The 17,713-nt window shown below is 60.3% G+C and carries 13 protein-coding genes; 6 read left to right on the top strand and 7 right to left on the bottom strand.

Annotated elements, in window-relative coordinates:
* Window positions 1-10: 10 nt before the first annotated feature.
* Window positions 11-3,184 (top strand): efflux RND transporter permease subunit, encoded by a 3,174-nt coding sequence (locus tag QZ648_RS20400; RefSeq protein ID WP_169067374.1) that lies wholly within the window; start codon window positions 11-13, stop codon window positions 3,182-3,184.
* A 112-nt stretch (window positions 3,185-3,296) separates the two neighbouring features.
* Here the strand turns inward: QZ648_RS20400 and QZ648_RS20395 are convergent, their stop codons facing one another.
* The 3 genes from QZ648_RS20395 to QZ648_RS20385 form a co-directional block, all read right to left on the bottom strand.
* Complete coding sequence (locus QZ648_RS20395) at window positions 3,297-4,625, bottom strand: alpha-amylase family glycosyl hydrolase (RefSeq protein ID WP_291998136.1); 1,329 nt, start codon at window positions 4,623-4,625, stop codon at window positions 3,297-3,299.
* A 497-nt stretch (window positions 4,626-5,122) separates the two neighbouring features.
* Window positions 5,123-5,965: a PEP-CTERM sorting domain-containing protein gene (locus QZ648_RS20390; RefSeq protein WP_291998135.1), complete on the bottom strand. Its 843-nt coding sequence runs from the start codon at window positions 5,963-5,965 to the stop codon at window positions 5,123-5,125.
* A gap of 781 nt (window positions 5,966-6,746) precedes the next feature.
* The gene (locus QZ648_RS20385; RefSeq protein WP_291997237.1) at window positions 6,747-7,859 is read right to left on the bottom strand and encodes an ISAs1 family transposase; all 1,113 of its coding nucleotides are present in this window, start codon (window positions 7,857-7,859) and stop codon (window positions 6,747-6,749) included.
* Window positions 7,860-8,057: 198 nt separating this feature from the next.
* Here QZ648_RS20385 and QZ648_RS20380 point away from each other — a divergent pair, with 198 nt between their 5' ends.
* Together QZ648_RS20380 and QZ648_RS20375 are read left to right on the top strand one after the other, a co-directional pair.
* On the top strand, window positions 8,058-10,280 hold the full coding sequence (locus QZ648_RS20380; RefSeq protein ID WP_291998134.1) for a carboxy terminal-processing peptidase: 2,223 nt from the start codon (window positions 8,058-8,060) through the stop codon (window positions 10,278-10,280).
* A 123-nt stretch (window positions 10,281-10,403) separates the two neighbouring features.
* A complete protein-coding gene (locus QZ648_RS20375) occupies window positions 10,404-11,093 on the top strand; it encodes a CatB-related O-acetyltransferase (RefSeq protein WP_211203775.1) in 690 nt (229 codons plus the stop codon).
* Between the two features lie 94 nt (window positions 11,094-11,187).
* Here the strand turns inward: QZ648_RS20375 and QZ648_RS20370 are convergent, their stop codons facing one another.
* From QZ648_RS20370 to QZ648_RS20355, 4 genes are all read right to left on the bottom strand, one after another.
* Window positions 11,188-12,609: a heavy metal sensor histidine kinase gene (locus tag QZ648_RS20370; RefSeq protein ID WP_169067417.1), complete on the bottom strand. Its 1,422-nt coding sequence runs from the start codon at window positions 12,607-12,609 to the stop codon at window positions 11,188-11,190.
* Window positions 12,606-13,286 carry a heavy metal response regulator transcription factor gene (locus QZ648_RS20365; protein ID WP_169067369.1) on the bottom strand — a complete coding sequence of 227 codons (681 nt, stop codon included), beginning with the start codon at window positions 13,284-13,286 and terminating at the stop codon, window positions 12,606-12,608. The genes QZ648_RS20370 and QZ648_RS20365 overlap by 4 nt, the downstream gene beginning before the upstream one ends.
* An 88-nt stretch (window positions 13,287-13,374) precedes the next feature.
* Window positions 13,375-14,496 carry an A/G-specific adenine glycosylase gene (gene mutY, locus QZ648_RS20360; RefSeq protein WP_169067368.1) on the bottom strand — a complete coding sequence of 374 codons (1,122 nt, stop codon included), beginning with the start codon at window positions 14,494-14,496 and terminating at the stop codon, window positions 13,375-13,377.
* Window positions 14,489-14,632, bottom strand: a complete 144-nt coding sequence (locus tag QZ648_RS20355; RefSeq protein WP_169067367.1) for a hypothetical protein — start codon at window positions 14,630-14,632, stop codon at window positions 14,489-14,491. The genes mutY and QZ648_RS20355 overlap by 8 nt, the downstream gene beginning before the upstream one ends.
* Before the next feature lie 372 nt (window positions 14,633-15,004).
* Between QZ648_RS20355 and QZ648_RS20350 the strand changes: the two genes are divergently transcribed.
* The 3 genes from QZ648_RS20350 (at window position 15,005) to galE (ending at window position 17,713) form a co-directional block, all read left to right on the top strand.
* Entirely contained in the window at window positions 15,005-15,757 is a 753-nt protein-coding gene (locus QZ648_RS20350) for a flavin reductase family protein (RefSeq protein WP_291998133.1), read from the top strand.
* A 264-nt stretch (window positions 15,758-16,021) separates the two neighbouring features.
* Window positions 16,022-16,330: an H-NS histone family protein gene (locus QZ648_RS20345; protein ID WP_169067416.1), complete on the top strand. Its 309-nt coding sequence runs from the start codon at window positions 16,022-16,024 to the stop codon at window positions 16,328-16,330.
* A gap of 378 nt (window positions 16,331-16,708) precedes the next feature.
* Window positions 16,709-17,713 (top strand): UDP-glucose 4-epimerase GalE, encoded by a 1,005-nt coding sequence (gene galE, locus QZ648_RS20340; RefSeq protein WP_291998132.1) that lies wholly within the window; start codon window positions 16,709-16,711, stop codon window positions 17,711-17,713.

Raw genomic sequence — 17,713 nt, 5'->3', positions numbered from 1 at the left:
GGCCTGAAGCGTGGTCAATTTCTTTATCGACCGGCCGATCTTCGCCTGGGTCATCGCCATCGTCATCATGCTGGCGGGCGCACTTTCCATTCTGCAGTTGCCGGTTTCGCAGTATCCGTCGATCGCCCCACCGGCCGTGGTGATCAACACCAGCTATCCGGGCGCCTCGGCGAAGGCGGTTGAGGAATCCGTCACCCAGATCATCGAGCAGAAACTGACCGGTCTCGACGGCCTGCTCTACATCAACTCGTCGAGCGACTCCTTCGGTCGCGCCGCCATCACGCTGACTTTCGATGCCGCCACCAATCCGGATATTGCGCAGGTGCAGGTACAGAACAAGCTGCAACTTGCGCTGCCACTATTGCCGCAGGCGGTACAGCAGCAGGGCGTGCAGGTCGCCAAGTCGGCGCGCAACTTCCTGATGGTGATCGGTTTCGTTTCGAAACAGGGCACGCTCGACAATGTCGACCTGGCGGATTTCATTGTCTCCTCGGTGCAGGATCCGCTGTCGCGCGTCAGCGGCGTCGGCGAGGTGCAAATTTTCGGATCGCAGTACGCCATGCGCGTCTGGGTCGATCCCGCCAAGTTGAATAACTACCGGCTGACGCCGGCCGACATCCGGACGGCGATCGAGGCACAGAACACGCAGGTCTCCGCCGGCCAGCTCGGCGGCACGCCGGCGCTGCCCGGGCAGGGTTTCACCGCCGCGATTACCGCCCAGAGTCGCCTGCAGACCGTCGGGGAGTTCGAAAACATCCTGCTGCGCAGCTCCAGCCAGGGCGGCGAAGTACGACTCGGGGATGTGGCACGGATCGAAATCGGCGCCCAGGACTACAGCACCGTTGCCCGCTATAACGGCCAGCCGGCGGCCGGTATCGGCGTCAAGCTGGCGGCCGGCGCCAATGCCCTGAAAACGGCCACTGCGGTGCGTGCCACCCTCGCAGAAATGAAGCGCTATTTCCCGGCCGGCGTCGACGTGGTCATCCCTTACGACACCACACCGTTCGTCAGGATCTCCATCGAGGAAGTGGTGAAGACCCTGCTCGAAGCGATCGTGCTGGTGTTCCTGGTGATGTTCCTGTTCCTGCAGAATTTCCGCGCCACCCTGATCCCGACCATCGCCGTGCCGGTGGTGCTGCTCGGAACTTTCGGAGTGATGGCGGCCTTCGGTTTTTCGATCAACACCCTGACCATGTTTGGCACCGTGCTGGCCATCGGCCTGCTGGTGGACGACGCCATCGTGGTGGTCGAGAACGTCGAGCGGGTAATGAGCGAGGAAGGCCTCTCGGCGCGTGATGCAACCCGCAAGTCGATGGGCCAGATCACCGGCGCGCTGGTCGGCATCGGCCTGGTGCTGTCGGCGGTCTTCGTGCCGATGGCCTTTTTCGGTGGCTCGACCGGCGTCATCTACCGCCAGTTCTCGATCACCATCGTCGCCGCGATGGCCTTGTCGGTGCTCATCGCCCTGGTGTTCACCCCGGCGCTGTGCGTCACCATGCTGAAACCGGTGGCCAAGGGCCATGGCCACGGCGAGGGCGGCTGGTTCAGCGGCTTCTTCGGCTGGTTCAACGGCATGTTCGAACGCAACACCGGGCGCTACGAATCCGCGGTCGGGCGCATTCTTCAGCGCAGCGGGCGCTACCTGGTGATCTACGCGCTGATCGTGGTGGTGCTCGGCTTCCTGTTCATGCGCATGCCGACCTCCTTCCTGCCGGAAGAGGATCAGGGGGTGATGTTCACCCAGGTGATGCTGCCTGCAGGCGCCACCCAGGAGCGCACCATCGAGGTCCTCAAGAAAGTCGAGCGCCACTTCCTCGACGACGAAAAGGACACCGCAGCTTCGATCTTCACCGTCGCCGGCTTCAGCTTTGGCGGCCGCGGCCAGAACATGGGCATTGGCTTCATCAATATGCGCAACTGGAGCGAGCGGCAGGGACCGGGCATGAGCGTCAAGGCGATCGCCGGACGCGCGATGGCCGCTTTCTCGAAGATCCGCGAAGCGATGGTCTTTGCCTTTGTCCCGCCGGCGGTGATCGAGTTAGGCACCTCCAACGGTTTCAGCGTCCAGCTACAGGACCGCAGCGGCCTCGGCCACGATGCCCTGGTGGCGGCACGCAACCAGTTCCTGGGCATGGCGAGAGAGGACAAGCGACTGGTCGGCGTGCGCCCGAATGGTCAGGAAGACATGCCCGAGTACCAGCTCGAGATCGACCATGCCAAGGCCGGCGCCCTCGGGGTGAGCGTGGCGAGCATCAACGACACGCTGTCCACGGCCTGGGGTGGCAATTACATCAACGACTTCATCGACCGCGGACGAATCAAGAAAGTCTATCTTCAGGCCGAGGCGGCTGCTCGCATGACGCCGGACGACCTCAAGAAATGGTATGTGCGCAACGGCAAAGGCGAAATGGTGCCCTTCTCGGCCTTCACCACGGCCAAATGGGGCTTTGGCTCACCGCTTCTCGAGCGTTTCAACGGCCAGCCGTCGATCGAAGTGCTCGGCCAGGCAGCCCCCGGACTCTCCTCGGGTGACGCGATGAATGCCGTTCAGGAGCTCATCGCCAAGCTGCCACCGGGCATTGGCTATGAATGGTCGGGCACTTCCTACGAGGAACGCCGCTCGGGAGCGCAGGCGCCGGCGCTGTATGCGTTGTCGCTGCTGGTCGTGTTTCTGTGCCTGGCGGCGCTTTACGAGAGCTGGTCGGTTCCGTTTGCGGTGATGCTGGTAGTGCCGCTGGGCGTGCTTGGTGCGCTGCTGGCAGCGAGCGGTCGCGGCCTGTCCAACGACGTGTACTTCCAGGTCGGCCTGCTGGCAACCATCGGCCTGTCGTCGAAGAACGCGATTCTGATCGTCGAATTCGCCAAGGCCCAGGTCGAGGCCGGCCACGATCTGGTCAGCGCCACGCTGAGCGCGGTACGCATGCGCCTGCGCCCGATCCTGATGACCTCGCTGGCCTTCGCACTGGGCGTGCTGCCGCTGGCCATAAGCACCGGCGCCGGCTCCGGCAGCCAGAACGCGATCGGCACCGGCGTACTCGGCGGCACGATCTCGGCCACCGTCCTCGGCCTCTTCTTCGTGCCGATGTTCTATGTGCTGATCAAGCGCATCTTCAAGGACAAGCCGGCAGCAGCGGAGGCTGTCGCCGCGGCCACTGACGCAGGCCGCAACGAAGGATCTCCGTGACCCGCATCGCTTTGCTGCCGGGGTAGCCGCTTTGCTAAACGCTTCGCTGGCCTACTCTCTGGCGCCCGTCAAGCAGCCCTTGGCAGGTGATTGGCCGAAAGCGCAACAGGCCTCACGCCGACGACCAGATTCCCCATCCCTGCGCGGGTAGCTCGCTCGCCTGCAACTTGCTCACTGCGTGCCCGGCGACCAGAACCAGGCCGGGTGGAAGGGTGCACGAAACAGAGCGCTCATCCGTGTTCAACACCGTCACCAGCAGGTTTTTCTGGGCGCGCACTTCGAAGGCAATCGAACGCTTACCGAGCTGCGTAACTTTTAACACGCCATCGACGAGCCAGGGTCGAGCGCGACGGAGGGCGATCAATTCACGGTGCATTTGCCAAGTGCGCAGGCTGTCGCCGGCCAGGTCGGCGGGCTGATGCGCTAAAGGCCTGCGAATCTCCGCATCGCCACCCTCGCGATCGTACTTCGTACCTTCAGCGCCCTGCTCATCTCCGGCGTAGACGGCCGGGATGCCCGGTATCGTAAACAGGATCGCCAGCGCATGCGGCAGATGGCGCCGGTCGCGCAGTTTGCTGGCAATACGCGTCGTGTCGTGGTTGCCCACGAAATTCCACGGCACAAAATGCCTGCAGAAATCAATGTGCCGCTCCAGCGCATGCGCCAACTCGTACAAGTTGTGCTCGTTGAGAGAACTCCAGATGGCTTTCCATAGTTCGTATTGGGTTACGGAGGTCAGCCGTGACGCTTTGGCGATTGCTGCGTAGTCGCCGTGGATCACTTCGCCGATCAGTAGTAAATCCGGCCTTGCGGCACGCATGCGTTTCTCAAGGCTCGCCAGGAAACCGGCCGGGATGGCGTAAGCCGCGTCCAAGCGCAGGGCATCGACGCCACGATCCAGCCAATAGGTGGCGACATCCACGGCCCAGTCGAGAACCTGGGCATTGGCATGCCTGAGTTTCACCAGCTGGCCGTGACCCTCGAAGTTGGCGTAGCCGAATCCGTCGCGACCCGGTCGATCGAAATCGATGTGGAACCAATCCGAGCGGGCAGATTCACGACCATGTTCCACTACGTCGGCAAAAAAAGCATGGCCGCGCCCGACGTGGTTAAAAACCACATCGAGTCCCACGCGCAGAGAACGTTGGTGGCACTCGTCGATGAGGTGGAGCAGGTCCGTTTCGCTGCCCAGTCGACGATCGACGCGAAAGGGATCGACGACGTCATAGCCGTGCGATTCCGATTCGAACACCGGGCCTAACAGCAATGCTGTCACCCCAAGCTCGACCAGATGGTCCAGCCAGCCCACCAGGTCCCTCAGTCGGTGCGCAGTGGGGCCATCAACCGCACCAGGAGCAGGATTCCGCTCCTCCGCGCCCAGAAAACCGAGCGGATAGAGGTGGTACCAGATTTCACTGCGTTTCATGAGCTGCCGTTTCATGCTTGTTCCTGCCTCTCGCAAACTTGCGCATCAGTCTCGTTCCCGCCCAGCCTACACTTGCGGCTGAAAGGGAACGAGACTGGCAAGTCTCAGCGGCAGCGTTCGCACACCGGTAGCGATTTTGTCGGGCGAAGCATACGCGCTAGGTTTCACTGATCAACTTTCGCCGCATCACCGAGCTCAAGAAGATCGAGAGCGCCTTGCATCAGCGGCACGATAGCGGTCACTCCTGACACGGAAAACGTCAGTAGGCCGCGGCGGAACCGGGATAAGCGCGGACAAGCGGGCACACCCAGCGAGCGACTCCTTTCCCTAAGCGACTTCTGCATATTCCACAACTTGCGACGTCGCCTGTCGAACTCCGGGGGCACAGGGTACCGTCTCCCCCCGCTTGCTCCCATCAGCCCGCTTGGACACGGTCCGACAATGGCGCTTGGCCGAACGAGAAGACCCCGCCGGACACCGGCGGAGCAATCATCATCCGGCACCACGCTTGATCAGGCGCCGCGACGGCGACGCATGCCTGCGAGACCGGCCAAACCGATCCCCAGCAAGGCGAGAGAGGCTGGCTCGGGAACGTCGGTTGGAGGCGGCTGGAAATCCGACTGCAAACCCATGATGCCGTTGATTTCGTTGTCACCGTCAGCCAGCAAGGCGCCGGGGCCACCCCAAATTACCGACGCATAGCGGAAAGTTGCGTTGCTGCCGGTGCCCACGGCGTAGGCAAATCCGTCCCAGACCACCGAGCTGTCAGCGTAAATGCCCTCAAGCCATACACGCTCGGTCACCGCCTGCGTCCAGATAAGCTTGTCGTTGGACAGGTAGACCGTTGATTCGATGGCTTCCTGAGGCAAGGGACCATGGTCGATGGTGTTGAAAACGGCAGCCTTGGTGGCCTGGAAACCGAGATCCCAGATCGAATTGCCGATCACATTATCAGTCTGTACCCAGTGCTGATCGACGCTACTACCGCCGACGACTGCTCCCGGAGCACCGGCGGTGTAATTGTAGGTACCATCGTTGCCGTCACTGGCATTTGGCTGGTCCAACGACGTGCCATAACTGCTGTAACCAGGGTTGGCGACGAGGTCAACGCCGTTGAACTTGATGAACTGCGCGGCAGCGAAGCCGGCCGACTGGAAATAGCTATCGTCCAGAAGTTGATTGTCGACGACCAACTGACGGTTCGCCAGCGTGTCGGAGCCATAGTAGAGGGCAGCGAAGGTGCCGACTGTTGCGCCCTGCCACGAACGCGCGTCGTTCGGATCGGTGACCAAAGCGGCATGGGATACGTTCGCCACCAGCAAGGATAGCGAGAGGATTGAGATTGGTTTGAACATGGGGAACTCCCGTAGCAGGTGTCGTGGAAGAATGGTCGGAGCTCAACGATCCGAGCCCCTTACGGCGAATCGCCGTGCACGCCTAGTCGAAGCAGCAATCGTGCCAGAGGTTTTGGATACCGCTCGGCGAAGCTGAATTAATTGCGCTTTTCACGCTTCGCGGCCACCAATCGACGGCAAGCGGCCGATTCCTTCGCCGGTAGTGTAAGAAAATCCGACAAATTCGCTCGAGTTTTGTGGCAAGACAAGAGATCCGCGACGATTCCCTCAACCTCCCGTCTTGGCGTACCAAACTCTTGCCGGGACATGGCCGTCCTGGATCTAAACCGCGACCACCGTGTCCGAGCTACCGCATCGCCATTGCTCGCGATAACTTCGGCCATGCCGGCTTGCACCTGTGGTCAGCAGTGCGTGGCAAAGCAGCGAAACGGAATCCGGCTGACATGCCGGCAAGCAGGACAGCGAGCCTTCGTTGAGCGTCGGCATGAACTCCGAACCGATGCGGCTGGCAACCGCCCCCAGGGTGGCCAACAGCGCCTGGAAGACGCTGCGCGCCGAGCGGGGCGCCCTTCGCCCGACCCCGAGCGCACGCCGGCCAGGACCAGGATAGCGTTGGCGGATATAAAATCACGCACATCCGGTTACAGTTCCTGTCTATCGGTTGTCCGACAAACCCACTAGTATTGCGCGCACTCAACAATTGCTGCGACCGTTCGGCGAGTTCCCGGAAGGTCAAGGCAGACATACCGATTTTGCACCCAGTCACCGGACTCGGCAGGGCCTAGGCACTCGAATGGCATAGTCTGACGAGACCCATGATCTTCGCCCGGAGGTCGTCATCCCAAGCGGCTGCCTTGCGCTTTAGGCGCAAGCTGGTTTTCTTCTGGTCGGTGGTATCCAGCCGAATCAGATTGAGAACGATCTTCTTCAAGAGGGAAAGATTCTGTGGGGCGTTGTCTTTACGTACTGTGCTGGCATCCTCACCGAAGCTGACGTCGAGCACCCAGTGAAGTCGATTTTCGATGGCCCAATGGCCGCGCACGGCGACGGCAAGTTGTTCGGCGGTCAATTCGCGAGAGCTGATGTAATAGCGCCGCTCGAAGTTCGACTCTTGATCGCCGACCTTGCGCAAGGAGTCGACCAGACCGATCGTCTTGCACTTGGGCCAATCGGCCAGGTCAACGGTCCCTTCTGCGGGCAGGACCGAGGCGATTTGGCCGACGACCCGACCACGGGACTTATGGATTTGGCGGTGGCGGTCGACGGCTTCCGATTGGTATTGGTCAATGAAATCAGTCTCGATCGCTTCCAGCAGCGCCGGTTGGTTGCCTTTGACCGCAAGCAGGTAGTCACCGCCTTGGTCGGTGATCTGACGGGCGATGTTCTTCTGGCACCCCATGGCGTCAATGGTGATCAGCAAGTCCTTGATATCCAGGGCCTGGAGCAGTTCCGGGATGGCCGTGATCTCGTTACTCTTGGCGGCGACCTTTTCCTGGCCAAGAACGACGCCCAATGCTGTGGCGAAGGCACTGACCATGTGAATGGCCGTCTCACCGCCGCTGCCCGATCCACGCACGGTCTTTCCATCGACCGCGATGCCGCCATTGAGGGCACCGACCACCTCAGCGACCCAGCGGCGAAACGCCACCTCGAATTGCTTCGGGTCCAGCGCTTGGAAGATCCTCAGAAACGTCTTCTTGGAGGGCACGCCGTTCTTGAGTCGCAGAAAGTCACGCAGCCAATCCTCCTTCTCGGACGCCCAATAGGCGATGTCTTCGACGGTGTCACAATCTGAGAGCACAGCGGCCATGGCAATCACCAGAATCTCCACAAAATCATGCAGCGTTCCATTGCTGGGTTTGCGCGGATCGTCTACTTCCCTCAAGCAGCGCATCAGGCTGGCTCCATTCGTCACACTCATTTCGGTCGTCCAAAAGACGAGAGTAGACCTGATTCCAGAGGGGTTTACAAGCCCTTGTCATAAGTCCATGAATGTTAACGATTTTTCGCTTCGCCGGTCCAGCAAGAAACGCCATGCCATTCGAGTGCCTAGGCCCTGCCGGACTCGGCGGCTCGATGAGGCAGGAGATCAATGAAAAAGTTACTGTGGTGCTTCGTATTTGTGGCAGCGATGGGGGTGCAGGCCGCGACGTCCGAACTGACGACGCAAGCTGTCCCGCCCTTGAAGCCCCTGTCGGAACAGCCGAAGGCAGCACACCTGGCAGCAGAATTGCTCACCCGACACCACTACAAGCCAGTCCCCCTGGACGACGCACTGTCGGCGAAGATCTTCGACCGCTACCTGAAATTGCTCGACGGTGAGAAGCGTTTCTTTGTTCAAAGCGACATCGATCACCTCGAAGCCGCACGCACCAGCTTCGATGACGCCATCTACAATGAATACCTCGGCCTTCCCTTTGCCATTTTCAACCTCTACACGCAGCGGGTCGTCGAGCGTTTCACTTACGCCCGCAGCTTGCTCAAAGACAGTTTCGATTTCCGCAAGAATGAGCATTACCAATACAATCGAGAAAAGGCCGCGTGGGCGAAATCCGAGCAGGAAATCAAGGAATTGTGGCGTACACGGGTCAAGAGCGACTGGTTGCGACTCAAACTGGCCGGAAAAGACGACAAGGCCATTATCGAGACGCTCGACAAGCGCTATGAGAATTCCCTTCAGCGAGTGGCCCTGACCAAGAGTGAAGACGCCTTCCAGCTGTTCATGAATGCCTACGCCACGTCCATCGAACCGCATACCAACTACATGGGTTCAAGGGCGACGGAGGAGTTCGACATTTCAATGCGGCTCTCTCTCGTTGGCATCGGTGCGGTACTGACCCAGAAAGACGATTACACGATCATTCGAGAACTTGTTCCGGGCGGGCCCGCTCAACTCTCCGAGCAACTGAAGCCCGGCGATCGCATCATGGGCGTTGCTCAGGGAAAAAACGGGGTCGTCGCCGATATCCTCGGCTGGCGCCTGGACGACACCGTAGCGAAAATTCGCGGCGAGCCGGACACCATCGTAGTGCTGGACATACTGCCCGTCGATGCCGGTCCTGATGGCCAGCACAAACTAGTCGCACTGACTCGGAAGAAAGTAACACTGGATCGGCAAGCGGCCAAGAAGTCGATCATCTCGGTGGCCGAAGGAAAGACCACTCGCCGCATCGGGGTGATCTCCCTGCCCGCCTTCTATGCGGATTTCGAAGCGCGGGGAAGAGGTGACCCGGATTTCAAAAGCGCCACCCGCGATGTGAATCGTCTGCTGGATGAGCTGAAGACGGACAAGGTCGACGGTGTCTTGATGGATTTGCGTAATAACGGCGGCGGGTCGTTGGCTGAAGCCGTCCAGCTGACTGGCCTGTTTATTGGCGCGGGGCCAGTGGTACAACAGCGCGATGCTAAAGGCAGCCTTACCGTGGCCAGGGCTGCCGATGCCATTGTCGCCTGGGACGGACCATTGGCGGTGCTCATAAACCGGAATTCGGCGTCCGCTTCGGAGATCTTTGCCGCGGCAATTCAGGACTATGGCCGCGGCCTTGTGATTGGCGAGCGCAGTTTCGGAAAAGGCACTGTGCAAACCATGATCAACCTCGATCAAATCGTCAAGAACGAGACTCCGGCACTCGGCGACTTGAAACTGACCATTGCCCAGTTCTTCCGTATCAATGGCGGCACCACGCAACTCAGGGGTGTAGAACCCGACATCAACTTCCCTTCGTTTACAGACGAAGAGAACTCCGGCGAATCAAGCTTCGATAATGCGCTCCCCTGGGCAAAAGTCCAGGCAGCTGATTATTCACCGCAGGGCAATCAGAAAGCGCTCCTGCCCAGCTTGCAAATGCGCCACGAAGCCCGGATAAAATCTGTTCAGGGTTTCAAGTTTCTGAAAGAGGACGTGGCCGAAGCAAGCCGCCTTCGCAAGAGAACTTCAGTCTCTTTAAACGAGGCCGAAAGACGCCGCGAGCGTGAAGACCAGGAGGCAAAAATTGCCTTGCGAAAAAAACTGCGGGGCACCGAAGAGGATGCCCAGTCCGGGCCTAACGGCGAGGAAACCGAGGCCAGGAATACGGGATCAGTGCAGGACGACGGCCTGCAGGCCGACGAACGTGATCTCAAGAAGGAACTGGCAGCGGAAAAAGCGCGGAAAGATGCGAAAGATATCTTGCTGGACGAGGCCGCGCATATTCTCAGCGATCAGGTCGGACTGCTCAAACGCGAAACCCGAGTGGCTGTACGTGGCAAGCCCGCTTCGTCGATAAATTCCGATGAGAAGCCGTGGCCCCAAGGGGCCCCGGCCACCACGTGGTAAGCAAGTTGCAGCGGCACAATACCGGTTTCCCGGCCAAGCCTCAAAGTCACGCCACATTTCCAAGCGAACTGGCCGGCTCTTGGCAAGGAAGAAATGCTTCTTCTCCCCACATCCGTACTAGCCATGCTAAGAAAACTGCAAGCGACCATCCTCAACAGCTCTCTGCACCGCTTTAATATAAAGCTATCGCAAGGAGTTTCTGGATTCAAACGACACGCAATATTGATCCTGGAAGAGCAGGTGTCCATCAATGCCTCCGTAACCGAGTTCGAATATCTAAAGGTGGGAGCCTACTCTTATATAAGGAGTGGAAGTGAGTTATTGAACGTTGCAGCCATCGGACGTTTTTGTTCGATCGGCAATGAGGTAGTTCTTGGGCAAAATGCGAGAAGCCATCCCATAGATTGGGTAAGTACAGGTTGTTTACAAAATGACGCTCTCAACCAGGAATTGGAAGATCCCGCGCAGACAGTTATTGGTAACGATGTATGGATCGGCAGAGAGGCCATGATTATGAAAGGTCTCTCGATAGGAACCGGAGCGATCATCGGAGCACGCTCCGTCGTGACTCGTGACGTTCCAGCATACGCAATCGTAGTCGGTGTTCCAGCACGTATTGTGAAATACCGCCACACTCCGGAAACAGTTGCCAGACTCCTTTGTTCGAAGTGGTGGGAAGTGGACCCCGAAGTGCTCAAACGCCTACCGTCAAACGATCCTGACAAGTTCCTGGAAGAAATCAGCAGCGTGAATCGTCCATCGGCGTACAGAAAGGTTTCGCTTACCCGTGATACGTGGCGCATTTCAAGCTAGTCGAAGACTCTGCCCTTTGGCACGCAAGCTTCGTTCGTGTCCATGGCAGCCCTTGTCATGTCTGGAATGCCTGTGTTCCACACTACGCGCAAGCTTACACTAGCGGCAAATGCAGCGTGAAGGTGGTTACGCCGGCCGCGGACGTCACCTTGAGCTGACCGCCGTGCGCCTCGACAATGCTGCGCGTGATGGCCAGCCCAAGGCCGGCGCCCTCACCGTGTCGGTGTCGCTCGGGACTTGCACGATGGAAGCGCTCGAAAATCCGCGCCAGCTGATCGGACGGAATCGTATCGCCGTGGTTCTTCACGGCCAGCATCGCCAAGCAGGCCTGACTGCTAATCGAAATCTCGACGATACTTCCTGACGGGGTATGACGAAGAGCATTCGACAACAGGTTGGACAGTGCACGACGCATCATCGAACGGTCAGCAGTAATGCTCGCCTCTCCCGCAAGGACGATCTGCACGCCTTTCTCCTCGGCCAGCGCTTCGTAGAAGTCAATCAGTGCCCGCGCCTCATCGGCCAGATTGACCGCTTCGGACGAGTGCAGCAGATGCCCGTTTTCAGCCTGGGCAAGAAACAGCATGTCGCTGACCATGCGTGCAATGCGCTCGTACTCTTCCAGGTTGGAAGCAAGAACGTCGCGGTACTCGTCCGGACTCCGGGTGTGCGACAAGGCGACCTCGGTCTGGGTCATCAGGTTCGAGACCGGCGTGCGCAACTCATGGGCGATATCGGCCGAGAAATCGGACAAGCGGCGAAATGAGGATTCCAGTCGCTCGAGCATGCCGTTGAAAGCGATCACCAAGTCGCGAACCTCATTCGGTGCGTCGCGCTCGGGAAGGCGCTCGCCGAGACATTCTGCCGACAGGCCGCGGGCGGTAGCGGTTACTCGCCGTAAGGGGGCGAGTCCGCGGTGTGCCGCGAACCAGGCGAACAAAGCCGCGATGATCGCAGCGAAGAAAATGTCGATCCACAGGCGCTTGCGTACCTCTTCGAGGAAGCGCAGGTGATGCGAGACATCGAGTCCGACCAGCGCGCGCAAGCGAGTCGGCCTGGAGCCGGAATCGAGCGCTTCGACGAGAGTCTCCAGCCCAAGGTATTGTTTGCTGCTCTCGTCGCTGCCCTTTTCCCCGCCTTTTTCCCCGCCTTTTTCCCATGTCGTGGTGACATCCAGCACTGAGTCAGCGGCCAATTGTCGTTCGCCGAAGAACTCCGGACGCAGTGCATAGACGACGCTGCCCTCGGCGTCGCGCAGTACCACCGCCAACATGTCGTGCCCGATAAAAGCGTCGTCAAGCCGACGTGACAGGGATGCGGACGGTTCGGCATCATGCAGGACGTTCTTGATGAGCGTCACCTTGCCAGTGAGCTCATGATCGTCAAGCTCGCGCATATGGCTTTCGACGGCGCTCCCCTGCACCAGCACGACAACCAGCAACAAGGTCGCCGTCAGCAGCGCGAAGAGCAGCGCCAGACGGGTGGTCAGTGACCTCGGCCACGCCCGCACGTTCAGAGAGCTGCCGGAATTTCGAGCACGTAGCCCATACCACGCACGGTGCGGATCAGCTTCGGTTCGAAGGGTTCATCCACTTTTACACGCAAGCGACGCACCGCGACGTCGATCACGTTAGTGTCGCTGTCGAAGTTCATGTCCCACACTTGTGAGGCAATCAGGGAGCGCGGCAAGACCTGCCCCTGGCGGCGTAAGAGCAGCTCGAGCAGCGCGAATTCCTTGGCCGTGAGATCGATGCGTACGCCCGCGCGGCTGACGCGACGGCGCAAGAGATCCAACTCCAGATCTGCGGCGCGCAGCATCTCGACTTCCTGCGAACGGCCGCGCCTGAGCAGGGTGCGCACGCGGGCAAGCAACTCGGAAAAGGCAAAGGGCTTGACGAGGTAATCGTCCGCGCCCAGTTCCAGCCCACGCACCCGGTCTTCCACGCCGTCGCGGGCGGTGAGAAAGAGTACCGGCGTTTCGTGACCGCTACGGCGCACCGTTGTCAGGACGCCCCAGCCGTCCAGCGAAGGCAGCATCACATCGAGCACGATCAGATCGTAATCGCCACTCAGTGCCAGGTGCAGACCATCGAGACCATCACGTGCAAGATCGACAACGAAACCCGCCTCAAGCAAACCCTTGCGCAAATAGTCGCCAGTCTTTGGCTCATCTTCGACAATCAGTATCTTCATGTGCGTCGTCCGCTGCCCAGTCATTGCGCGAGATTGTGCCTGCTTGCGACGCCGCTGGGCGGCCTATTACAGAAATGTAATCACCCGGTCAGCTTTCCGACCGGGTGGTGTGCGCCTCATCATCGGCGACGCTCGCTTCCTCGATCGACGGTGCGTCGCGCATCCCCAGCGCCAGCAGCAGCCTCTTGATCGGCGCCGGCAAGGCCGCCGCGACGACTTCATCGACCGGCAACCATTGCAGCGGGGCTTGATTGGCCTGCAGGCCGATCGCCTCCACCTGGCAGTGCAACACCTGCATGGTCAAGCGGAAATGGGTGAAGCTGTGTTCGATGGGCGTCAGTTCCCGGCTACTCAGCAGACGACAGCCGTGGCGCTCGGCGAAAACAGCCGCCGAATCGCCGCTGCCTTCGGGCAGGCTCAGCAGTCCACCCCAGATGCCGATAGGCGGCCGGCGTTCGAGCAGGATGCGCCGACCGTCGCTGAGCAGCAGCAGGCTGCTCAGCCGTTGCGCTGGTGCACGTTTCACTCGCCGCCGCGGCAGTTCGGCCTGCCGACCGTCACGGCAGGCGAGACAGATCTCGCGGAGCGGACAAAGCTCACATTGCGGCTTGTGGCGAGAGCACACCGTCGCCCCCAGGTCCATCATGCCCTGGCTATAGCTCTCGATACTGCTGGCCGGCAACAGTGATTCAGCGAGGGCCCACATCTGGCGTTCATCTTGCGCGGCAGTGGCCGCTGCTTTGGCAGCGAAACAACGGGCCAGCACGCGTTTAACATTGCCGTCGAGAATGGCCGCCCGGCGACCAAAGGCAAAAACGCTGATCGCGGCAGCTGTCGAGCGCCCGATCCCCGGCAAGCGTGCGTTTCCTTCGGGATCTGCCGACAGCGTCCCGTCGCCCGCGGCGATGACTTGCGCGCAACGGTGAAGATGGCGCGCGCGCGCGTAGTAACCGAGCCCCGACCATAGTTCGAGGACGCTCTCGAGCGGCGCAGCAGCAAGCACTTCCAGAGTCGGGAAACGCATCAGAAAACGCGCGTAATAGGGAAGCACCGTCTGCACTTGCGTTTGCTGCAGCATGATTTCAGATAACCAAATCCGATACGGGTCTCGTGTTTTCTGCCAGGGCAAATCGTGGCGGCCATGCCCTTCCTGCCAGATGATGATGCGGCGCGCGAAACCGCGCTGCGCCGCATCCAGAGAGTCAGCCATGGATCAGCGCTCCCAGTCCCAGTCCCAGTCCCAGTCCCAGTCCCAGGGCGACGCGCATCGATTCGCCAGCCGCAGGGGCGGCTAGCGACGCCAGGCGGCGTCCCCGACGGATGGGAAAATCAGCGGCACGGATCAAGTGGAGGCTCCTCTCAGAAAGCTAGCGATTCTCCTCTTTTTCGCGCTGTCTTGTCGTGCACAAACCGGCCCGCCCGGCTGCGTGCGAGGACTTCCTTCGCGCTCCTATCGCTCAGCGCGGCGCCCGGCACCCAGAGGCGCCTGAAATGCCAGCAGAGAATCGCGCGAAGGCGAGAGATACCCCCGAGTGCTGAGCGGATTTCCCAATTAAAACGGGCTACTGCGCTCTTTCCAGAGGTTATCAGCGACAAGCCATGAAGTTCTGCCCAGCCGATGCCGTAGACTTTTCCTGTGAGCCAGGGCCAGAATTATGTCGACACAGAAAGGCTACACGAGGATAATCCTGTCCCTAGTATTATTGCCGGCATCGGACATGATCGTGCCTGCAGCAACCATAATATCGAGAGTGTCAAATCCGGCGATGAAATCAACGCCAACGCCCAGTGTTTTTTCTGCCATTGAGGACCTCACGAATCTTCCTGCCGACCACGAATTTCAGCATGCCTCGAACACGCATCGGCGCCCCCTGATGCCCCAGCGCTTCGATTCCCAGGCATGTCCGACGTCCATTACCGCGCTCGCCGAGCCTCTACCGTGCGAGACCTGCGACACGGGCCGCGCACTGGCGACCAGAGATCTTGTCTGCCGTGACTTCCGCGATGCGCTCGGCAGCTTTGCAACCGGGGTTACCGTACTTACGGCGCTGACCGAGGATGGACAGGCGATGGGCGTGACCATCAACTCCTTCAACTCGGTTTCTCTGGACCCCCCCCTGATTATCTGGAGCCTGTCGGCTCACTCGCCAAGGCTTGAAGCCTTCCGTCGTGCAACGCACTACGCGGTCAACGTGCTAACGGCCAATCAGCAAGACCTCTCCGACTGCTTCGCCTCCCCGGACAATAGCAATCGTTTCGACGGCGTGGCGACGAGCCGTGGCATCGCTGGCATACCGCTCATCGAAGGCTGCTCGGCCTGGTTCGAATGTGTCAACGAAATGCAGCACCCAGGCGGTGACCACCTCGTCTTTCTCGGCCGGGTGCAGCGTTTTGCCCGCGGCGAAGCGAGTGACCCCCTGATTTTTCATGGTGGCTGCTATCGCCAATTGCGCGGAATTGCGGAGCGATAACGCTGAGAGAACAGACTGCAACTTTTGACCCCAAGCGCTTGGGGTCCGCTTCCGCCGCAGCGGTGCCTGGCTGCAGCGGTGATGGTGGTGTACCGGGCAAAGCAAGGCGGTGAGCAAATGACTTACCTGCACGACCTCCTCTGTAGCCGGCCTTCCGACCGGCAGAGAGTAACCCCGGGTTTGTGAGATTTTCCCTTGATGGGTGGCTCGCAGCCTGTTTCAATTGCTTTTTTTGATAACACATTTTTACCCCAGGAGATAAGTATGGCGACTTACAAAGAGTTATTGGAACAGCGTGATTCCTTGGAACAGCAGATCGCCGAAGCGCGGCGCTCGGAAGTGTCGGCGGCGATCGCCCAGGCCAAGGAACTGATTGCCGACTATGGTTTGACAGCCGCCGATTGTGGCTTCAAAGGCCTCGGCGTCGTGGCTGGAAAAATACGCACCACGGTCGCCGTCAAGTTTCGCGGGCCGAATGGTGAAACCTGGTCAGGTCGCGGCAAGGCGCCAAACTGGCTGACCAGCCTTGAGGGGCAGGGTCGGCATCGGGACGAGTTTCTCGTGGCTCGCTAGCAGGGCGCGCAGCGCCGCTTGATGCCGGCACTCCGCGCCCGCTTGCGGCCGGAGTTGTCGGCGAACAGTCCGCGCTGTTGTGCCGTTCCCGATGCCAGTGGGAAATGCTGGGAATGGCTTTGAAATGCTCGAAATTGCCGCAAGATTTGTCTGCGTGTCTGTTGCCTGTGTGCCTGTTACTATTCCCCGCTACCCCGTTTTCGCCCCTGGCGCTGCGTCAGCATGGGCAGAAGTGCGAAAAAGTTGAGCCAGCGAATCCGGGACCAATAGCGCACGCTTGTCGCGGCGCGAGGGCCGCGAAAGCGAGCCCGACGAGAGCCTGATCGCGCAGCACAGCGCTGGCCACGCGCTCGAAAGCGCATTCATGTGAGGCTAAGAATGAATATCCTGGTAACGGGAGGTAGCGGCTATATCGGCTCGCACGCCTGCGTCGCCTTACTGGCGGCAGGCCATGGCGTGATCGTCGTCGATGATCTGTCCAACAGTCGCCCCGAAGTTCTCGATCGCGTTGCTCGGATTACCGGCCAGCGGCCGGTCTTTTTCGAGGGCGATGTCCGCGACCGAGCCCTCTTGCGGCGGGTATTTGCCGCCTCGCCGATCGACGCGGTGATTCATTTCGCCGGCTTGAAAGCGGTCGGAGAATCGGTCGCTCAACCCTTGCGTTACTACGACTGCAATGTCGGGGGCACGATCAGCCTCTGCGAAGTGATGGCCGAAAGCGCGGTGAAAACGCTGATCTTCAGCTCCTCGGCGACGGTCTATGGCGACCCGGCGTCGGTGCCCATCCGGGAAGATTTTCCGCGCTCGACGACCAACCCCTACGGCGCCAGCAAGCTAATGATCGAAGACATTCTGGCCGACCTGACGCAGGCCGATGCGGAGTGGCGGATCGCGCGCCTGCGTTATTTCAATCCCGTCGGCGCGCACGCCAGCGGCTTGATCGGCGAGGAACCGAGTGGCACTCCGAACAACCTCCTGCCCTACGTGGCACAGGTGGCGGCAGGCGAACGCCGGCAACTGAGTGTTTTTGGCAACGACTATCCGACGCCCGACGGCACCGGCGTGCGCGACTACATTCACGTCATGGATCTCGTCGACGGCCATCTGGCAGCTCTTGACTATCTGCTCACCAAGGGTGGCCTGCTGACGGTCAATCTCGGCACCGGTTGCGGCTACTCGGTGCTGGACATGGTGCGCGCCTTTGCAGCCGCCAGTGGACGCCCGATACCCTACGTACTGGTGCCGCGGCGGCCCGGCGACATCGGCGCCTGCTACGCCGATCCGGCGCTCGCCGCAGAGCTGTTGGGATGGCAAGCGCGGCGAGGCATCGACGAGATGTGCAGCGATGCCTGGCGCTGGCAGCAGCAGTGCGCCAGGACCTGA

It is taken from the genome of Candidatus Accumulibacter sp. ACC012 (assembly GCF_907163155.1).
GTDB classification, from domain to species: Bacteria; Pseudomonadota; Gammaproteobacteria; order Burkholderiales; family Rhodocyclaceae; genus Accumulibacter; species Accumulibacter delftensis.
This window is presented reverse-complemented; position numbering and strand designations above follow the sequence as displayed.